Source organism: Pinirhizobacter soli, from assembly GCF_015905305.1.
Taxonomy (GTDB): Bacteria; Pseudomonadota; Gammaproteobacteria; order Xanthomonadales; family Rhodanobacteraceae; genus Pinirhizobacter; species Pinirhizobacter soli.
On sequence record NZ_JADZLQ010000001.1, the window covers coordinates 2,166,120 to 2,185,668 of the forward strand.

Below are 19,549 nucleotides of genomic sequence, written 5' to 3' on the forward strand. Positions count from 1 at the left end.
AAGGCCGGCAGGCGCTCCTGCGCCTGCCGGCTTATCCGAGCTTCTCCGATAACCGCGCCGCATCACGCGGCGCCTGGCGCTTATGTCGTCGTCGAAGAGCGCGATGACGGGCCCGTGAACGTTTCACCCTCGGGTAAGCTCGTGGTTTTCGCAGAGCCCGCACTCCCCCATGAACGACATGTCCAGCCGACGCGGCGCCCTGGTCGCGATGGGCGTCACCGTGCTGATCTGGTCTTACAGCTGGATCGTGATGAAGCAGGTGCTGCGCCACGCCGGGCCGTTCGACTTTGCCGCGCTGCGCTATGCCGGCGGGGCGGTGCTGCTGTTCGCCGGCATGGCGGTGACGCGCCAGGCGATGCGGCCTCCGCCGTTGGGCCCCACCATCGCCATTGGCCTGTTGCAAACGGCCGCGTTCCAGGGTCTGGGGCAATTGGCGCTGATGACGGGTGGCGCCGGGCACGTGGCATTGCTGGTCTATGCCATGCCGTTCTGGGCCGTGCTGATCGCCTGGATCACCCTGGGTGAGGTGCCCACGCGACGACAGTGGACAGGCGTGGCATTGGCAGCCAACGGCCTTGTTTGCGTGATCGAGCCCTGGCGCGGACTTGGCAATGCCACCAGCACCCTGCTGGCGCTGGCAGGCGGTCTTTGCTGGGCGGGTGCCACGGTGATCTCCAAACGGCTGTTCCAGAAGCACCCGGTGCAACCGCTTTCGCTGACTGCCTGGCAGATGGCCTTCGGTGCCGCCGCGCTATCGGTGGTGGCCCTTTGCGTTCCGCAGCGTCCCATCGACTGGGCGCCGGCGTTCATCGCCGGACTCGCCTACAGCGTGGTGATGGCTTCGAGCATCGCCTGGGCCCTCTGGGCGCTCGTGGTCAAGCGGTTGCCGACCACGGTTGCGGCGGTATCCACGCTCGCCGTACCGGTAGCAAGCGTGGGCCTGGCCTGGCTGCTGCTCGACGAAACGGTTTCGCCGACTTCGGGCCTGGGCATGGCCTTCATCGTCGCGGGATTGGCGGCCGTGACAGGCGTGGGCCGCTCACCAGGGAAGTGAGTCGAAATCCACGTTTCCACCGGTAAGCACCAGCCCGATGCGCTTGCCGGCGAACAAGCCTGGCTGCTTCAGCACGGCCGCAAGCACCGTGGCGCTTGAGACTTCCACGATCATCTTCAGGTGCGTCCAGGCCAAACGCATGGCCGCGATGCATTCGGCATCGGTGACGGTGGTCACGTTCACGCCGTGAGCTGCCAGTACAGCGAAGTTCGTCTCGCCGACCGCCGCGCGAAGACCGTCACAGACCGTGTCGGGCACGAAGTCGACGTCGCGCCTGCCCGACGCCAGCGACCGGCTGGTATCGGCAGCGCCGGCGGGCTCCGCCGCGTGCACCACCACCGAAGCATCAATGCCACGTGCGGCGATCACGGTACCGGCGGCAAGGCCGCCACCGCCTACCGGTATCAGGATCGTGTGCAGCCCGGGCGCCTGCGCCATCAGTTCGAGGGTCGCCGTGCCCTGCCCGGCCATCACCTGCGTATCGGCATAAGGGTGCACCAGTACGGCACCGGTTTCTTCCTGTACGCGCGCCGCCATGGTCTCACGCGCGGCTTGGGTCGCCGCGCAGCGATGCACCACCGCACCCGCCTTTTCGATCAAGGCCAACTTCGCACGCACGCCACCTTCAGGCACGATGACATGCGCAGCGATGCCTCGCGTGGCGGCGGCCATCGCCAGTGCCGTGCCATGGTTGCCGGACGAATGGGTTACCACCCCTCGCGCTGCGGTGGTTTCATCCAGCGCCCATACCGCGTTGCACGCGCCGCGGAACTTGAACGCGCCGCCGCGCTGCAGGTTTTCGCATTTGAAGAACAACTCCGCACCCGCCAGGGCATCAAGGGCGTCGTGACGCATCACCGGCGTCACAAACGCATGGCCGGCGATGCGCGCGGCTGCATCGCGGACCTGGTCGAACGTGGGGGCGGTTACCATGCCAGTTCGATGCCGCAGGTAAAGCTGCGCTCGGCACCGGCCGCCAACCGCACACGATCTGCACTGTCGTCGCGATTAAAGGAATTGGTCAACGCTTCCATCGGTTCCATGGCGACCGACGTGCGCGGCTCGCGCGGTACCGTGTCGCCGGTGAATACCAGCCCCACGCCATCGGTTTGCCAGACGCGAACTTCCAGCGCGCCCTGTGGATCTCGCAGGCGCATACGGGCGCGGCCGTCACCTTCCCGCTGAAGACCCGTATAGGCTTTGTCGATCTGGGCAGCGCCGATGGCGCGCATGCTGCGGAAATCCAGCGACGGATCGGCCTTGTCCAGCGGCGCTAAGGCGTCAGCACCAGGCAGCGGAATGGTGCCCGCATCCGTAAGCACGAGCGATGCCGCGTCGACCTGCAGCAGCCAATCGTCCACCAGGCCATTGGGCATGCGGAAATACGGATGCCAGCCGAAGAAGCAAGGCGCATCGCTATCGCCGACATTGCGAAGCGTCGCTTGCAAGGTGATGCCGCCGGCATCGAGGGTGAAACGGATGGTGGTGTCGATGGCAAAGGGATAGCCCTCGTGCACACCGGGCCGGATGCTGCCGTTGTAAAAGGCCACCGACACGCTGTCCTCGCCAACGAATTCATCGACCACGTCGAAATCGGCCGTGCGCAGGAACCCGTGGCGCACACCCCGGTCGACGGTAACCCCGGGCTGCATGTCGTACCCGGCGCCGTCGAATCGGTACCGGCCGTCCGCAATGCGGTTGGCGAACGGGGCCATGATGGCGAAACGCGCGCTCTTGCCGGCGGCCAGCTCTGCTTCATCGCGGAAACCGTCCGCCACCTGGAAGGTCCCTTGGGCCAGGGGCACCTCGATGCCAACGACGGTGGCCCCACGTTCGGCCACGCGCAGCACCAGCCCCCGCTCATTGTCGGTAAGCACGACCAGGGGAAATCCCCCCATGAAGGCCCGGGTGATGCTGAATCGGTTCATCGAATGGTCCTGCCAAGCCGAAAAGCCGCATGTTAGCCTGCCGGTTCAGCCTTGGCGCGATCCCCGACATGAAAGCACGCAACGACAGTGCCGCCCCCGCCGTGCGGCTGGCCCAATACACGCGGCCGACCTGGCGGGTGGCCCACGTGGAACTCGATTTTTCCCTCGGGATCGACGAAACCGAGGTCATCGCCAGGCTCGACCTGAGCCGCGATGGCGATCCCGGCGCTCCGCTGGAGCTCGACGGCGAAGACCTGGAACTGCTTGAGGTACTGATCGACGGCGATCCGGTGGCACCCACGCGCTATACGGCAGGCGAACGAGGCCTGGTCATGCACGAGGTACCCGACCAGTTCGTGCTGACCACCCGCGTCCGCATCAAACCTTCGACCAACACCGCGCTGGAGGGCCTGTACCTCTCCGGCAGTCGCGAGGCCGGCTTCCTGCTTACGCAGTGCGAAGCCCAGGGTTTCCGCCACATCACCTATTTCCCCGACCGGCCCGACGTGCTGGCGCGCTACACCGTGACCCTCCGCGCCGATGCCAGGCGCTTCCCGATATTGCTGGCCGGCGGCAACCCCGACGGCAGCGGCGAGCTGGCCGATGGCCGCCACTGGGCACGCTTTGTCGATCCGCACCCCAAGCCCAGCTATCTTTTCGCGCTGGTGGCCGGACACCTGGAACGAATCAGCCACGACTACGTCACCGCCAACGGCCGCGCCGTAGAGCTGCACATCTGGGCCGAGGCCGATGTGATCGATCGCTGCCACTACGCCATGGATGCCCTGGTGCGTTCGATGCGGTGGGATGAGAAAGCCTACGGCCGCAACTACGACCTGGATGTCTTCCACGTGGTCGCCACCCACGACTTCAACATGGGTGCGATGGAAAACAAGGGCCTGAACATCTTCAACGCCAAATACCTGTTGGCGGACCCGGACAGCAGCACGGACGATGAATACCTGCACGTGGAAGCCGTGGTGGCGCACGAATACTTCCACAACTGGAGCGGCAACCGCGTGACCTGCCGCGACTGGTTCCAGTTGAGCCTCAAGGAAGGGCTTACCGTGTACCGCGAGCAGAGCTTTTCCGCCGACATGAATTCCGCGGCGCTCAAGCGCATCGAAGATGTCGCCCTGCTGCGGCGGGCTCAGTTTCCCGAAGACGCAGGTCCCCTCTCGCACCCGGTGCGCCCGGCCGAATACCGCGAGATCAATAATTTCTATACGGCCACGGTGTACGAGAAAGGTTCCGAGCTGGTGCGCATGATCGCAGGCTCGCTGGGACGGACGGGGTTCCGCCGCGGCATGGACGCCTATTTCGAACGCCACGACGGCGAGGCCGCGACCATCGAGGATTTCCTCGCCGCGCTGGGCGATGCCAACGGCGTGGATCTCACCCCTTACCTGGCCTGGTATGCGCAAGCCGGGACACCGCGCTTGCGCGGTCGCGGCTCGTTCGATCCCGGCCAGCGGCGCTATACGCTGCACCTGTCGCAGGAAACGCCGCCCACGCCGGGCCACGGCGCCAAGCAGGCGCTGCCGATCCCGGTGAAACTGGCCCTGTTCGCCAGCGACGGTCGCATGCTGCCATTGCGCATGCAGGGCGAGTCTCGCCAGGCCGCGGCGGACGAGCGCGTGATCGTGCTCAGCCATGCCGAGCGCGACTTTGTCTTCGAGGACATCGGCGAGGACGTCGTGCCCTCCCTGCTGCGTGGTTTCTCAGCGCCGGTGATGCTGGAGTACGACTACGCACCCACCGAACTTGCGCTGCTCCTTCGCTACGACGTGGATGGATTCAATCGCTGGGAAGCCGGGCAGCAGCTGGCTGCGCTGGCGTTCGACGCCTGCCTTTCGGGCGAGGACGCCCACGGTGCCGCCGACGCCTGGACTGCATCGATAGCTTCGATCTTCGCCGATCCGTCGATGGACGATGCGCTGCTGGCCGAATTGCTCACGCCCCCTGGCGAGATCGAGCTTGCCGACCGCCAGCCACGGCACGATCCGGCGGCCGTGCACGCGGCACGCCAGCAGTTGCTGTCGCGGCTTGCCATGCGTGTGGGTGCAGGTACGCTGGCAGCGCGCTATGCCACCCTGTTTGCCCGCGCCAGCGCCGATCTGGACGCGGCCGCGCAAGCCCGGCGGCGCCTGCAACGCCGCGTGCTCGATCTCCTGGCTGCCATGGAGCCGGCCAGGGCCGCCACGCTCGCCGCCAGACAGTACGAGACCGCCCCAGGCATGACCGACCGGCTCGCGGCCCTGGCCACGCTGGCGCGTACGGATGAAGCCGCCGCCGCCAGCCGCCTTGCACACTACCGTGCGCGCTACGACGACAATCCCCTGGCCCTGGACAAGTGGTTCATGTTGCAAGCATCCCTGCCGGGCGACGGGGCGCTTGCCCGCATACAGCGCCTGGAAGCCGATCCAGCGTTCAACCTCAAGAACCCCAATCGGGTGCAGTCGCTGATGGGCGCCTTCGCGCGCACCAATCCCACCGGCTTCCATCGTGCCGATGGCGCTGCCTATGGCTGGTTCGCCGATCGGCTGTTGCAGATCGATGCACTCAATCCGCAGGTGAGCGCGAGGCTGGGCACCGCCTTCAACGGCTGGGCGCGCCTGGTGGAGCCTCAGCGTGAACTGGCCCGCGCAGCGGTGAACCGGATGCAGGCCCACGAGGGACTTTCACGAGACCTTGCCGACATCCTGGATCGTGTCGTCGGGGGCTGAAAAACAAAACGCCCCGCGTGGCGGGGCGTTCTTCGCTGTCGTACAGGCGAATCAGGCAGCCAGCAGCGAGATTTCCTGACGCACGCGGACAATACGCTGCTCCAGGCGAGGCGCCACGGCGGCTCGTTTTTCCTCGTCGCGGCCTTCCAGATGCTCCATCGCCATTTCCAGACGACCTAGTTCGATCAGCAGATCGTGGTGCCTGTAGACAGGTTCCAGTTCATGAGATCCCATGGCAGTTCTCCTCCCGAGGTGCTTGGTACACAGGGCGATGCATGGGTCGTGCCACAAGTGTGATCTTCATCACACTATTTACGACATAGACAAAAACCTGACGTACTGCGTCACGAGATGCCGCTTACCGGCATGTCGACAACGAAAAAGTCACACGCCGTTCATTCGATCAGCGTAAATATTCGGGGTAACAAAAAACCGCAGCAAGTGCGGTTCTTTTGATGCCAGCCTTTAACGGTTTCTGGCGCCCGGCACACGGTCATCCTGGATTCCCCCTGTTCCTGAGACCGCCGGGCGCCAGATCCTCCTTTTCCAGCTTGCTACCTTCCCCGGCACGCGGTCCGGCCCCTGTCGCCTGACCTCAGCGCGCATCATGCGCAGCATCTGCCCGGGGGAAGTGCCCCAGCATTTATGCATCAGCCATGCCAGAAAGGTAGTTGTTAAGCGCATCGCCAGCGCCTGACGCACGATTCAGCGGTCCTGGCCCCGGTTGCCGTTCACGGGCGCTGCACGGGTTAAAATAGGCATCTCCTGCCCTTACGCGTCACTTTTCACCATGTCGCTCACCCATCCCACCCGCTACGACGTGATCGTCGTCGGCGGCGGCCACGCCGGTACCGAGGCAGCCCTGGCGGCCGCGCGTTGCGGTGCGCGCACATTGCTGCTTTCCCACAACATCGAGACCATCGGCCAGATGAGCTGCAATCCGGCCATCGGCGGCATCGGCAAGGGCCATCTGGTGCGCGAGATCGATGCCCTGGGCGGGGCGATGGCGCATGCGGCCGACCGCGCCGGCATCCAGTGGCGCACGCTCAATGCCTCCAAGGGCCCCGCCGTACGCGCCACGCGCTGCCAGGCCGACCGCTCGCTCTACAAAGCCGCCATTCGCCGGATGGTGGAAACGCAGCCGAACCTGGAGCTCTTCCAGCAGGCCGTGGACGACCTCCTGCTCGAAGGCGACCGCGTTGCCGGGGTGCGCACGCAGATGGGCCTGGCCTTCCACGCGGCGACCGTCGTCCTTACGGCAGGCACGTTCCTGGCCGGCAAGATCCACATCGGACCGGCACAGTATGCCGGTGGCCGTGCCGGTGATCCTCCGGCGGCCACCCTGGCAAGCCGCCTGCGCGAGATGTCCCTGGGCGTCGATCGCCTGAAGACCGGCACCCCCCCGCGCATCGACCTGCGCAGCATCGATACCTCGGTGATGGAAGAACAGCCCGGCGACCATCCGGCGCCGGTGTTTTCCTTCATGGGAACGCGCAGCGAACATCCGCGCCAGGTGAGCTGCTGGATCACCCATACCAGTGAACGCACGCATGAAGTCATCCGCGGCGCGCTGGATCGCTCGCCGCTGTTTAGCGGCCAGATCGAGGGCATCGGACCACGCTATTGCCCTTCCATCGAAGACAAGGTGGTCCGCTTCGCGGAGAAGTCCTCGCACCAGGTATTCGTCGAGCCGGAGGGGCTGGACACCTTCGAGGTCTATCCCAACGGCATCTCCACGTCGCTGCCCTTCGACGTGCAGCTTGAACTGGTGCGTTCGATCCGCGGTTTCGAGAACGCGCATATCACGCGGCCGGGCTACGCCATCGAATACGACTACTTCGACCCGCGAAACCTGAACCCGTGGCTGGAAACCCGCGCGATCGGCGGCCTGTTCTTCGCCGGCCAGATCAACGGCACCACCGGATACGAGGAAGCCGGCGCGCAGGGCCTGGTGGCAGGGCTGAACGCCGCCCGCCAGGCGCGCGGCGAGGGTCCATGGTTCCCGCGGCGCGACGAGGCCTATATCGGCGTACTGATCGACGACCTCACCACCAACGGCACCATCGAGCCCTACCGCATGTTTACCTCGCGGGCGGAATACCGCCTGCACCTGCGCGAGGACAACGCGGACCTGCGCCTTACCGAAACCGGTCACGCCCTGGGCCTGGTGCACGACGAGCGCCTTTCCCGCCTGGTCGCCAAGCGCGAGGCGACGGAGCTTGAGTCCGCCCGCCTGCGCGCCACCTGGGCGGCCCCAGGCAACGCCCTGGGCGCTGCCGTCACGGCCACCCTGGGCCTGCCCCTCAGCCGCGAGACGAACGCCCTGGATCTTCTGCGCCGTCCGGAGATCGACTACGCCGCGCTGATGGCCGTGCCTGGCATGGGCCCGGCCGTGGAGGACGAGCACGTGGCGGCCCAGGTACAGGTGCAGGCCAAGTACGCTGGCTACCTGGAGCGCCAGCACGAGGAAATCGCCCGCCATCGCAAGCACGAGGCCCTGGCCATCCCGGCGGGCTTCGACTACGACCGCGTGCGTGGACTCTCGGCGGAGGTCCTCGTCAAGCTCAAGCGTGGGCAGCCGGCCACCATCGGCCAGGCATCGCGCATCAGCGGCGTCACCCCGGCGGCGATCTCGCTGTTGCTGGTGCATATCAAGCGACGCGCGGCCGCCTGACTTCCGACGGTTACGGACGGCCGACGCCCCGTGCGATCATCGGTCCAGTCCTAAGCGGAGTTCATCATGGAAGTGTGGATTGGCCGGAATGGCGAACGGTTCGGCCCCTACAGCGAGGCCGATATCCGCCAGTGGCTGCGCGAGGGCTCGCTCAAGCCCGGGGAATTGGCCTGGCATGCGGGCCTCACCGACTGGCAGCCGGCGGGTGACCTGTTCCCCGGTGAGGCGCCCGCCGCAGGCAGCGCCACGCCCATGCCGCCGCCACCGCCCCGGGAGCGATGGATAGCCGACCCACAACCCTACGCCGGCTTCTGGAAGCGCGTGGCGGCCTATATCGTGGATGTGATCATCCTGTGGATTCCACACCTCATTATCGGCAACCTGCTCGGCGCTGCCGCCGCCCAGACGGCGATGCTGCACACCATCGAAAGCGCCAACAACGACCCCGCGGTAATGATGGCCGCCTACAGTGTCTTCTGGAGCGCGATGCTGCCGGCGCTCGGCGTGCAGACGCTGGTGACCTGGGCCTACTTCGCCCTGTGTGAAAGCTCCGCCATGCAGGGCACGCCGGGCAAGCTCGCCATGGGGATCCGCGTAACCGACGACGAAGGGCGGCGCATCAGCTTCCTGCGCGCCACCGGTCGTCATTTCGGCAAGATCATCAGCTCATTCACCCTGTGCATCGGCTTCATGATGGCTGGCTGGACCGAGCGCAAGCAGGCCCTGCACGACATGATGGCCAGCACCCTGGTGCTGAACGGTCGCGCCAGCGCCACGCGGAACCAACCGCAGCAGCCCGCCCCACGCAACGACGACGGTTCGTTCAGCGCCTGACCGTGCTTGCTATGATGCGGGGTTCGTATCAACGGAACCCGCATCAAGCATGCTCTCGATCGAACAACGCATTGCCCAGGACGTCGCCGCCAAGCCCGAACAGGTGCGCGCGGCGGTGGAACTGCTCGACGGCGGCGCTACCGTGCCGTTCATCGCCCGCTACCGCAAGGAAGTCACCGGCGGGCTGGACGACATCCAGCTGCGCCTGCTCGAAGAGCGCCTGCGCTACCTGCGCGAGCTGGAAGACCGCCGCAAGGCCATCCTCGACTCCATCACCGAGCAGGGCAAGCTCACCGACGCGCTGAAGGCCGATATCAACGAGGCCGACACCAAGGCACGCCTGGAAGACCTCTACCTGCCCTACAAGCCCAAGCGCCGCACCAAGGCGCAGATCGCACGCGAAGCGGGCCTGGAACCGCTGGCCACGACGCTGCGCGAAGATCCCACGCAAGATCCCGATGCGCTGGCAGCTACCTTCGTTGACGCAGAAAAAGGCGTCGCCGATGTCCGCGCCGCTCTCGACGGCGCCCGCGCCATCCTGATGGAAACGATCGCCGAAGACGCCCAGCTGGTGGGCGAGTTGCGCGACTGGATGTGGGACGTCGGCCAGATCAAGGCCCGCGTGGTGGAAGGCAAGGAAAACGAAGGCGCGAAGTTCCGCGACTACTTCGACCACATGGAAAGCGTGGCGAAAATTCCCTCGCACCGTCTGCTGGCGCTGATGCGCGCGCGCAACGAGGGCATCATCGAGCTAGACCTCATCCCCGGCAGCGACGCCGAGCAGGGCCACGCCGAAGGTGAAGGCCGGGTCGCCGTGCGCGCCGGCATCATCGACCGCAAACGCGCGGCCGATGCCTTCTTGCGCGAAACCGTGCGCCTGACCTGGCGCGTGAAGCTGCATCTGCACCTCACGCTCGACCTCTTCGGCCGCGTACGCGAAGGCGCCGAGGACGAAGCCATCCGCGTGTTCGGCGACAACCTGAAAGACCTCCTGCTGGCCGCACCTGCCGGCAACAAGGTGGTGATGGGCCTGGACCCGGGCATCCGCACCGGTTGCAAGCTCGCCATCGTCGATGCCACCGGCAAGCTGCTGGCCTTCGACACCATCTACCCGCACGAACCGCGCAACCAGTGGGACCAGTCCCTTGCCCGCATCGCGGCGTTGTCGAAACAGCACGGCGTGAACCTGATCGCCATCGGCAACGGCACCGCCTCGCGCGAGACCGACAAGCTCGCCGGCGAAGTGATGAAGAAGCATGCGGATCTTGGCCTTTCCAAGCTCGTGGTGAGCGAAGCCGGCGCCTCGGTGTACTCGGCATCGGAGCTTGCCTCGAAGGAATTCCCGGAACTGGATGTTTCCATCCGCGGCGCAGTGTCCATTGCGCGCCGCCTGCAGGATCCCCTGGCGGAGCTGGTGAAGATCGAACCCAAGGCGATCGGCGTGGGCCAGTACCAGCACGACGTGAACCAGGTGAAGCTGGCGCGTGCGCTCGATGCCCGCGTGGAAGACTGCGTGAATGCCGTGGGCGTGGACGTCAACACCGCTTCCGCGCCGTTGCTCGCGCGTGTTGCGGGGTTGTCGTCGAGCGTGGCGGAGAACGTGGTGAAGCACCGCGACGCACACGGCGCATTCGGCAGCCGCAAGGAATTGTTGAAGGTGCCCCGCCTGGGCGACAAGGCCTTCGAACAATGCGCCGGCTTCCTGCGCATCGCCGGCGGCAGCAATCCGCTGGATGCGAGCTCCGTGCATCCGGAAGCCTATCCGGTGGTCGAGCGCATCCTGAAGCAGTGCGGCCGCGAAGTGCGCAACATCATCGGCGATACGTCGTTCCTGCGCGGACTCAAGCCCGAACAGTTCACCGACGACACCTTCGGCGTGCCGACCGTGCGCGACATCCTGAAGGAATTGGAAAAGCCAGGCCGCGACCCGCGCCCGGAATTCGTGGCACCGACATTCGCCGAAGGCGTGGAAGACCTCAAAGACCTCGCCGTGGGCATGGTGCTTGAAGGCCGCGTCACCAACGTGGCCGCGTTCGGCGCCTTCGTCGACATCGGTGTGCATCAGGATGGCCTGGTCCACGTGTCGGCGTTGTCGCACACCTTCGTCAAGGATCCGCGTGATGCGGTAAAAGCCGGCGACATCGTCAAGGTCAAGGTGATGGAGGTGGATCTGCCGCGCAAACGCATCGGGCTGTCGATGAGGCTGGATGATGTGCCGGGTGAGGCGCGTGGTGGGAAGCCGGCGTCGCGTGACGGCGCTGGCGGCAACCGTGGTGGCAACGATGGCCGTGGACCGCGTGGTGGCGGCGACCGTCGTGGGCCCGCGCCACCGAAGGCGACGCCTGCGCCTGCCAACAATGCGTTCGCGGATGCGTTTTCGAAGGCGTTAAAGCGGTAGCTCCGAGGCGATCGCTTACAAAGAGCAAGCGAGAAACGTACGTGGATGGAAGCACAAGAGCCGGCGAAAGCCGGCTCTTGTCATTTCAGAATGATGGAGGCCAATTGCGGTTCATATCCGAACAGGTATAATGAAACCTGAGGTTCGTCGAGCGCTCTACTGGGCGGGCTCGTCAAAGGACGATTTCTCCGCATTTCCCGTGCGTGTCCAGAAGAACATGGGCGTTGCGCTTTACGTTGCCCAGTTGGGCGGGATGCCGCCGTCGGCGAAGCCATGGAAGGGTCTCGGACCGGGTGTCTTCGAACTTCTGGCCGATTATCAAGGCAATGCGTTTCGTGCGGTTTTCGTTGTGTGCCTCGGCAACGCGATGCACGTACTGCATGCGTTCCAGAAGAAATCGAAGTCAGGTATCAGCACGCCAAGGCTCGACATCGAAGTCGTTGGGAGTCGTTTGAAGCAGGTACTGGCCAATGACGTGCAAGGAGCGATCTTTCATGGCAAGAAACGCAACGCCTCCGGGAACTGAAAACGTTCTCTTTGATCTTGGGTTCGAGGATGCCGAGGAATTGTCGGCAAAGGCCCTTCTGGCGTTCAAGATCAACGAGCTTGTTGACCGTCGGCACCTCAAGCAATCCCAGGTTGCCGACCTCATTGGCATGTCCCAGCCGAAGGTTTCCCATATACGGAATTACAAGCTCCTCAACATCTCGTTGGAGAGGCTAATGATTGCGCTGGTGTCGCTGGATCAGCATGTCGAGATTAGCGTCCGCCCTGCCAGGCGCTCCCTGGGTCCGGGGATTAGCGTCTCTACCTGAATGGCGACGCACACTTTAGCTTTGAAAATGAGCGATTTATTATGGCGCGCCGCAACATGCGCTTCCGTATGTGTTGCATTAACGTAACGATTCTCTAACACAGCTCGACCAGGGGTTCCTCCAATGCCACGTCTTCGCCACCTCGCAGCGGCCGTCACCACGGCGCTGCTGTTCTCCGCTGCGGCCCAGGCCACCGACTTCACCAAGGTGGTCGCTTTCGGCGACAGCCTGAGTGATGCGGGCAATATCGCCAAGGAACTGGGTTCGCCCGTGCCCCTGCGTTTCACCACCAATCCCAGCACCACGGCGATCGAGAATATCGCCAGCGCCTACGGCTACAGCCTCACCCCCTCGCTGAGCGGCGGTACGGACTACGCCTATGGCGGTGCCAAGGTGGCGGCCGACGTTGCCCTGCCACCAGCGCCCTCGGTGCTGAACCAGGTGGGTGGCTACCTCGCCGCCAACGGCGGCCATGCCGACCCGCACGCCCTGTACAGCGTCTGGATCGGCGCGAACGACCTGCTCGGTGCTGCGGCCGCCCCCTCCCAGGCCGCCGCGCTGCAGACCGCCGCCGTGGCCGCCACGCAGGAAGTGGGTGCGATCAAGGCCCTGCAGACGGCCGGCGCCAAGACCATCATCGTCTTCAATATTCCCGACATCGGGAAAACGCCGGCCGCCATGTCCCAGGGCGCAGCCGCTGCGTCCGGCGCCAGCACCCTGGCCCTGGCCTATAACGGCGTGCTCAACGGGGGCCTTGCCCAGTTGGGCAAGGGCATCGTGCCGATCAACACCTATTCCCTGCTGAACGAAATCATCGCCCAGCCGGGCAAGTACGGCTTCACCAACGTCACCACGCCTGCCTGCACCACGGCCAGTTCCATCCAGTGCACGCCGGGCACCCTGGTGTCGCCGACCGCCGGGCAGAACTACCTGTTCGCCGACGGCATCCATCCCACCGGCGCCGCCCACGCGCTGCTGGGCCAGTACGCGCTGTCGATCCTGAGCGCGCCGGAGAAGATCTCCCTACTGGGCGAGGCCCCGATGGCCACGCATGCCGCGCACGTGCATGCACTGACCAACCAGATGCTCGCCGACAACTTCGGCAGTGACAGCCGCCTGTTCGCGGTGGTCGATTACGGCAAGCAGAAGTACGAAGGCAACGGCAACTCGGTGAAGACCGACGCCGACAACGTGAACCTTACCGTCGGCGCCGATGCAAAACTCGCCGAACACTGGTCCGCCGGCGTGGCCTTGGGCTTGAGCCAGACCGACGCCGACTTCCGTGGCGGCGAGGGCGGCTACAAGATGCAGGACCTGGCAGGCTCCCTGTATGCCTTCTATCACCAGGGCGGCGGCTACTTCGGCGCCATCGGCAGCTTCGGCCAGCTCAGCTACAACGACATCGACCGCAAGTTCGCCCTCGGGCCCACCATCCGCACTGAATCAGGCAACACCAGCGGTTCGCACCTGGACGCCGCGTTGACCGGCGGCTGGTGGTTCGGCTCGGAGTCGATCAAGACCGGCCCGTTCGTGAACTTCGAATGGCAGAACAACAAGGTCGACCCGTACAACGAAGATGGCGACGATTCGTCGGCGATGACCTTCGGCCGCCAGGAGCGCAAGGCGCTGATCTCCACCGTGGGCTGGCGCCTGCAGGGCAACTGGACGGCGCACGAACTGGCGCTGCACCCGTACGCCGAGGTGTCCTTCAACCGCGACAGCAAGGCCGACCCGCGCGACATCGAAGCGGGCCTGGTGTCGATGAACGGCAGCTTCGTACTGCCGGGCTTCAATCCCGACAAGACCTGGGGCACGGCCGACCTCGGCCTGATGGCGCAGCTCTCCGACAGCGTGGTCAGCTGGATCGGTTACAGCGGCCGCTTCAGCGACGACTCGCAGAAGTACAACAGCGTGAACCTTGGGATGAAGATCGGGTTCTGACATCCCATAAGCGGGAAATAAGAACTCGATGAATTGAACTGCTTCTCCAACGCTGTATCGCTGAAAGCTAAACGATCATGGCCTGAGTCCGAAATTCCTCCGGACTCAGGCCAGTCTGTTCGAACTTTTCAAACGGCTATTGCCGAATGGCCCGTCGCATCGATGGAGTCAGGTTATCGGTTCACACCAGTAATAATATGTATCGCCATCGAATGCGATATGGCAGCTGAGGTACGTTGGGGGCGGAGGCAGAGGAACACCTGGCTGCGGACTATAGGTTGGGGTACCTACAGCCGCATCGCTGCAGGTCTCAATCACCTGTACTTTGTAAGGGGTTTGGATACCCGTAGATGAAGATCCCGCTGGGCAATAGAACTCCTCAAACCCTACTTGGGTGGTGTGCGACGCGTCGCTGTAATAAGTGTAAGAGACATACGCCTGACGCGCGGCGTCGGCCTGAGGTGCAGCAAAAAGCGATACGGCGACAATAATCGCTGCTGTGAACGCAATTTTCATCGGGTTCCCCATCGTTCGCACAGGCTCGACCTGAAGCTTCAGGTCGAGACGGCAAGAAATTGCCGTAACAGCAATATACTGCGCAATTAAAGGCCACTCGTGAAAATCCGAGTGCAGAAGTTGTAGGGTTTTTCTGATTCACGCGTAGGGGATCACTGACGCGCATCACCATTCCTGAGACTACCGACCGTTATCGTTGCCGTAGCCGAACGCGCTGCCTATATGCGGCCAGCGCTCTTTTCTACAGACAAACCACCCATTTTTGAACACAAAGAAAAAGTCCAGGCGCCTCGCGGCACCTGGACTTTTCAGTATGGAACATTCTTGCCTTCGCTTATTACTTGCCGCCCTTGCCCTTGGCCAGGATCGACTCGCCCTGCTTCTTGAGGTTTGCCGCTTCGTCTTCGCCAAGCGAGGAGGTCTTGCTACCCGCATCATTGGTCTTGAGCACCAGTTCGCCGTTGTCGTTCCAGGCGGCGCGTTCGGTGGAGGTGGCCTTGCCATCTTTGCTGGGCTTCTTCTGCTGCTCGGCCACCCAGACCTTGCCGTTCTTGTAGGCGTAGTCGGTGCTGGTGAAGCCCTTGTCGCCGTAATCGACGAGCTCGCGGATGAAGACGATGTCCGCACCGCTGCGGAACACCTGCCAGCCGCGCGATACGCCTTCCTGCAGCTGCGTGCCGTTGGAGACCTTCAGGCCACCGATACGCTTCTGCAGATCCTTGAAGCCAGCCAGTTCCTTCTCACCCGCCGTGGCCTTGGCCTGCAGCGCGATATCGGCGGTGGCGGGCTTGCCCTTGGTCAGCACGGGCGCCTGCAGCGGCATGTCGAACGTGCGGTCGCCGTCGACCATGGTGGCCTGCACCACGTAGATGTCGTTGGCGTTCACGGCGGCGGCATCGAAGTCGAGCTTGTACTGCTGCGGCAAGGTGACCGGCTGGAAACTCTTGGTAGCGATCGGCGAGGAACCCTGACGGGAAACATCGACAAGGTTTACGTCGAGCTTGGCGTTGGGCGAGACCTGGATCGACGGATCACGCAGGCTCACGGTGCCGGAAACCGACGTCGGTGCCGGAGCAGCAGCCTGCTGTGCATTGTCGGAAGAAGAATTACAACCGGCCAGTGCCAGCGAAGCCGCCGAAAGCAACGGCAGAATGATCCTGCGCATGGAAATACCTCGTTGGAGAACTACAAAAAGAGCGCGATGGGCATACAGGGCGCTGAACGTCCATGGATGCGTACCGGGGGAGGAGCCAAATATAAACGGGAAATGCTGCGTTCGCAAAGTCAAGGACATGCGTCGCGGGAAGTGCCAATCGTCAGCCCGGGGGAATTACCAGGGAAATTTCATATTAAGCTATAAATACAACAACTTATAGTTTTCTGCCGCGTAACCCCCGGCATCAGGCCAGGCTTCAAAAAAAACGCCGGGCACGAGGCCCGGCGTCTTTCGTTTTTCCGACTCGATGGATCAGAAGTCGTAGGTGATACCGAACTGGACGTAACGCGGGGTTTCGAAGTCCGGCGTGCCGGTGCCACCGGCAAGGTTGTACGTCGGCTCCACGGCGTCCTTGCTGCCGTAAGCGTTGTCGTAATAGTTCGGCTTACGCTCGTTGAGCAGGTTGTAGACCAGCACGTTGAAGGCGAGCTTCTTGTCGGCGAAGTCCGGGCGGTACTCGGCGTTCAGCGAGAAGATGTGCTGCCACGGCGTGCGACCTGCACTGCCGGCCGGCGAAGGCACGCCGCCGCAGAAGTGGTAGTTGCTGCCGTTGTAGGCCGGAGCGGTCTCGAACGGACCATACAGGCCCAGGCAGCTCTTGGGTGCACCCGAGCTCATCAGCACATTGCCCGACAGCATGATCTGCGGGGTCACCTGCCAGCCGCCGTAGATCTTGAACACGTGCTTGCGATCGTTGGGCAGCAGGCCGTTGGAGTAATCCATCAGCGTCGGGTAGTCCCAGTCGACGGTCGCGGCGATATCGGACTGGCCGATATCCGACTTCACCTGGCCTTCCGAATTGCCGTAGCTCTTGGAATAGGTGTAATCGATGCGACCGAACCACGTGCCATCGAACGGATGCTCGAGGTACATGTTCAAGCCGTAGTAGTTGCGCTTGACGTGCGGGAAGCCCAGCGTGGCGTTGTCGATGTGCAGGTTCTGGAAGCCACCGTTACCGTCGGCCACCGCGAAGTCCACGGCGCGACCGGGATTGAAGAAGTAGCAACCACGCAGGTTGTCGACGGGCAGGCCCTGGGCAGCGGCGAGCTCGGAGAACAGCTCGATGTTGCAGGTATCGTCGATCGCATTCTTCAGCGAGCGGTAGGTGGCCTTGGCACCGTAGTTCCACTGGTCGTTCAGGGCCTTGTCGAAACCGAGGATGTATTCATCCTGGTACTGGGCCTTGAGCGACTTGGAGGTCACGGTCTTCGGATCCGGCGCCTGGCCGTATTCGTTGTTCGCCGAGATCGGCGCGCCCGGGCCCTTTTCGGTCGGGATCGGCGTCAAGCCCGTCGGATAACCGTTGGTCGGGTCGATGCCGCTGTACGTGTAGTACTGCTCGGTATAGACCGAACCTGACGCACCACGCAGCGCCACCGAGGTCGGCAGGGCGAGGTAGTAGCGGCCGGCATTGGCGTACACCTTGAACGAGGAGTCACCATTGACGTCCCAGCTGGCGCCCAGGCGCGGGGCCCACTGGCGGCTCGTCTGGCGGATGTACGGCTGGCCGTCGCTGTTGAAGTTGGTGAACTGGTCGTTGCGGATGCCCAGCTTCACCAGCCAGCGATCGCTGACCTGCCAGGTGTCTTCCAGGTACTGCGCGCGCTGCTCGACGCGAACGCTTGCCGCCGTTTCCTGGATGTACCTGGTGACGAAGTAGCCGTTACCACCCGGGGGGCCCACGCGACCCTGGAGAATGTCCGAATCGGGATCATGCGTGTAGTAGCGATACATGTAGCCAGCGTTGCCGGCCATCTGCACACCGTCGTTGAGATCCTGCGTACGCTGGTTATCGATACCGGCAGCGATGCTGTGGTCGCCAAGCTTGTACGTCAAGTCGATGCGGTAGTTGGCGCCGCGCGTCTGGTGCGCAGGGTCGGAAGCCTGGATAACCGTCTGCGCATTGCGGATGCCACCCGGACGACCGCCGTTGAGGGCCGGATCCTGGCTCACCGCCGAGGAGATGTAGATCAGATCGGGGTTGTAGCTGCTACCGAGCTGCTGGTAGTAGTCCGTCACCTGCTTGCCGAACTGCGCGGTCAGCGTCAGGTCGTCGGTCAGGTAGCCGGTGTACTTGGCGATCCACATGTTGGCGGAATTCTTGAAATGCGTCGCCTGGTTGGTGAAGGCGCCCTTCGACAGCGTGTCGTAGTCGTAGACGTAGGTATTGCCGTTGAACTCTTCCTTGGTACCGGCGCCGGTCAACTCCAGGATGTTGCTGTCGTTGATGTTCCAGTCGAGCTTGGCGTAGTACTTCGGATCGGAGTAGCGGCGCTCGGTCACGCTGGAAGGCGAACCGTTGATGGCCACGTTCTGGTCGTGCGTGCGCTCAGCTTCCACGGAGCCGAAGAAGAACAGCTTGTCCTTGATCAGCGGGCCGCCGGCGTAGGCGCTCTCGACCGCAGTCCAACCCTTGTTGTCTTCACGGAACTGGTAGAGGCTGCCGTCGGCAGGCAGGTACACATTCTTCGGATCGCCGCGCAGCGACTTGGGCGTATAGATCAACTGACCACCGAAGTGCCAGTCGTTGGTACCGCGCTTGCCGACCTGGCTGATCACGCCACCGTCGGAACGGCCGTACGCAGCGCTATACCCGCCGGTGAGAATTTCCTGCTGATCGATCGAACCGTACGGAAGTGTAATGCCGCCCATGCCGTTAAGCGGATCGGTCACGTTCATGCCGTTGATGTAGTAAGCGTTCTCGACCACCGATGAACCGGAGAACGACACCAGGCGACCGCCGGTCGGGCTGGCGAAGTTGCCGCCGCCGTTGCTGCCATTGACCACGCCCGGTGCGAGCAGGGCAATGGCTTCGGCCGAACGGCCCAGAGGCAGCTGCTGCAGCTGCTTGGAGGTAATCACCGTGCGCGAGTCCACCGAGCTGACGTCGATCGCCGGCAGCGTCGCGGCGGAAACCGTCACACCCTCGAGGGACTGTGCGCCCGACGGCGACGTGCCCGAGGCAAAGGAAACTTCGGTACCGGCACCGATGCGGATCGAGACGTCCTTGCGGGTGTCGACCACCGCGCCGTCGCGCACGAGGTTCACGGTATACGTCCCCGTCGGCAGCGAGCCGAAGGTATAGCGACCGGACGCATCGACCGTCGTCTGGCGGTTGATGCCGTTGCCACTGATGGTGACAGTCTCGCCAGTGGCTGCCGGCGCCTGGCCGAAGATGCTACCGGTAGTGGACTGCGCGAACGCGACACCGCCGGCGAGCGTGGAGCTCAGGGCGACGGCAAGCACCGTGCGCTTGAACGCACGGCTGCGGAACAATGAATTAGAACGCATGGAAAAGCACTCCCCAGACCAAGAAAAAAGACCCTGCTGCGCACAGGTCGAAGTCACTGCGTACGGGCCGGCGCAGCCGGCCTTGGAGCTGGGTCTGGTGTGGTCCGGGACGAGTGAATGGCCTACGGGTTCCCGCCCGCTTGCCACTTGGGGTAT

The 19,549-nt window shown here is 63.9% G+C and carries 14 protein-coding genes; 8 read left to right on the forward strand and 6 right to left on the reverse strand.

All coding sequences use genetic code 11. From position 1 onward, the window contains the following. The first annotated feature begins 178 nt into the window (after positions 1-178). On the forward strand, positions 179-1,054 hold the full coding sequence (locus NDK18_RS09650; protein ID WP_250627616.1) for a DMT family transporter: 876 nt from the start codon (positions 179-181) through the stop codon (positions 1,052-1,054). On the opposite strand, the gene NDK18_RS09655 is transcribed toward NDK18_RS09650, so the two are convergent. After that, entirely contained in the window at positions 1,040-1,987 is a 948-nt protein-coding gene (locus tag NDK18_RS09655) for a pyridoxal-phosphate dependent enzyme (RefSeq protein ID WP_250627617.1), read from the reverse strand. The two genes, NDK18_RS09650 and NDK18_RS09655, sit on opposite strands and share 15 nt — an antisense overlap. Continuing rightward, positions 1,981-2,982: an aldose 1-epimerase gene (locus tag NDK18_RS09660; protein ID WP_250627618.1), complete on the reverse strand. Its 1,002-nt coding sequence runs from the start codon at positions 2,980-2,982 to the stop codon at positions 1,981-1,983. The genes NDK18_RS09655 and NDK18_RS09660 overlap by 7 nt, the downstream gene beginning before the upstream one ends. 68 nt (positions 2,983-3,050) lie before the next feature. Between NDK18_RS09660 and pepN the strand changes: the two genes are divergently transcribed. After that, entirely contained in the window at positions 3,051-5,708 is a 2,658-nt protein-coding gene (gene pepN / locus NDK18_RS09665) for an aminopeptidase N (RefSeq protein ID WP_250627619.1), read from the forward strand. Between the two features lie 51 nt (positions 5,709-5,759). Here the strand turns inward: pepN and NDK18_RS09670 are convergent, their stop codons facing one another. Beyond that, positions 5,760-5,942: a hypothetical protein gene (locus tag NDK18_RS09670; protein ID WP_250624483.1), complete on the reverse strand. Its 183-nt coding sequence runs from the start codon at positions 5,940-5,942 to the stop codon at positions 5,760-5,762. Between the two features lie 556 nt (positions 5,943-6,498). Between NDK18_RS09670 and mnmG the strand changes: the two genes are divergently transcribed. The 6 genes from mnmG to NDK18_RS09700 all read left to right on the forward strand — a co-directional run bounded on the left by mnmG (position 6,499) and on the right by NDK18_RS09700 (position 14,370). Further along, on the forward strand, positions 6,499-8,382 hold the full coding sequence (gene mnmG, locus NDK18_RS09675; protein WP_250627620.1) for a tRNA uridine-5-carboxymethylaminomethyl(34) synthesis enzyme MnmG: 1,884 nt from the start codon (positions 6,499-6,501) through the stop codon (positions 8,380-8,382). 66 nt (positions 8,383-8,448) lie between these two features. Then, positions 8,449-9,216, forward strand: a complete 768-nt coding sequence (locus NDK18_RS09680; RefSeq protein WP_250627621.1) for an RDD family protein — start codon at positions 8,449-8,451, stop codon at positions 9,214-9,216. Between the two features lie 49 nt (positions 9,217-9,265). Continuing rightward, positions 9,266-11,614, forward strand: coding sequence for a Tex family protein (locus tag NDK18_RS09685; protein ID WP_250627622.1), 2,349 nt, complete (start codon positions 9,266-9,268; stop codon positions 11,612-11,614). Positions 11,615-11,744: 130 nt separating this feature from the next. Next, on the forward strand, positions 11,745-12,140 hold the full coding sequence (locus NDK18_RS09690) for a type II toxin-antitoxin system RelE/ParE family toxin (protein WP_250627623.1): 396 nt from the start codon (positions 11,745-11,747) through the stop codon (positions 12,138-12,140). Beyond that, positions 12,109-12,429 (forward strand): helix-turn-helix domain-containing protein, encoded by a 321-nt coding sequence (locus NDK18_RS09695; RefSeq protein ID WP_250627624.1) that lies wholly within the window; start codon positions 12,109-12,111, stop codon positions 12,427-12,429. Before NDK18_RS09690 ends, NDK18_RS09695 begins: the two co-directional genes overlap by 32 nt. 123 nt (positions 12,430-12,552) lie before the next feature. Next, positions 12,553-14,370: an autotransporter outer membrane beta-barrel domain-containing protein gene (locus tag NDK18_RS09700; RefSeq protein ID WP_250624479.1), complete on the forward strand. Its 1,818-nt coding sequence runs from the start codon at positions 12,553-12,555 to the stop codon at positions 14,368-14,370. Between the two features lie 168 nt (positions 14,371-14,538). On the opposite strand, the gene NDK18_RS19500 is transcribed toward NDK18_RS09700, so the two are convergent. From NDK18_RS19500 to NDK18_RS09710, 3 genes are all read right to left on the reverse strand, one after another. Further along, positions 14,539-14,898: a DUF6289 family protein gene (locus NDK18_RS19500; RefSeq protein WP_484573316.1), complete on the reverse strand. Its 360-nt coding sequence runs from the start codon at positions 14,896-14,898 to the stop codon at positions 14,539-14,541. Between the two features lie 325 nt (positions 14,899-15,223). Continuing rightward, positions 15,224-16,051 (reverse strand): YbaY family lipoprotein, encoded by an 828-nt coding sequence (locus NDK18_RS09705; RefSeq protein WP_250627625.1) that lies wholly within the window; start codon positions 16,049-16,051, stop codon positions 15,224-15,226. A 303-nt stretch (positions 16,052-16,354) separates the two neighbouring features. Next, positions 16,355-19,393 (reverse strand): TonB-dependent receptor, encoded by a 3,039-nt coding sequence (locus NDK18_RS09710; RefSeq protein ID WP_250627626.1) that lies wholly within the window; start codon positions 19,391-19,393, stop codon positions 16,355-16,357. Positions 19,394-19,549: the final 156 nt, after the last annotated feature.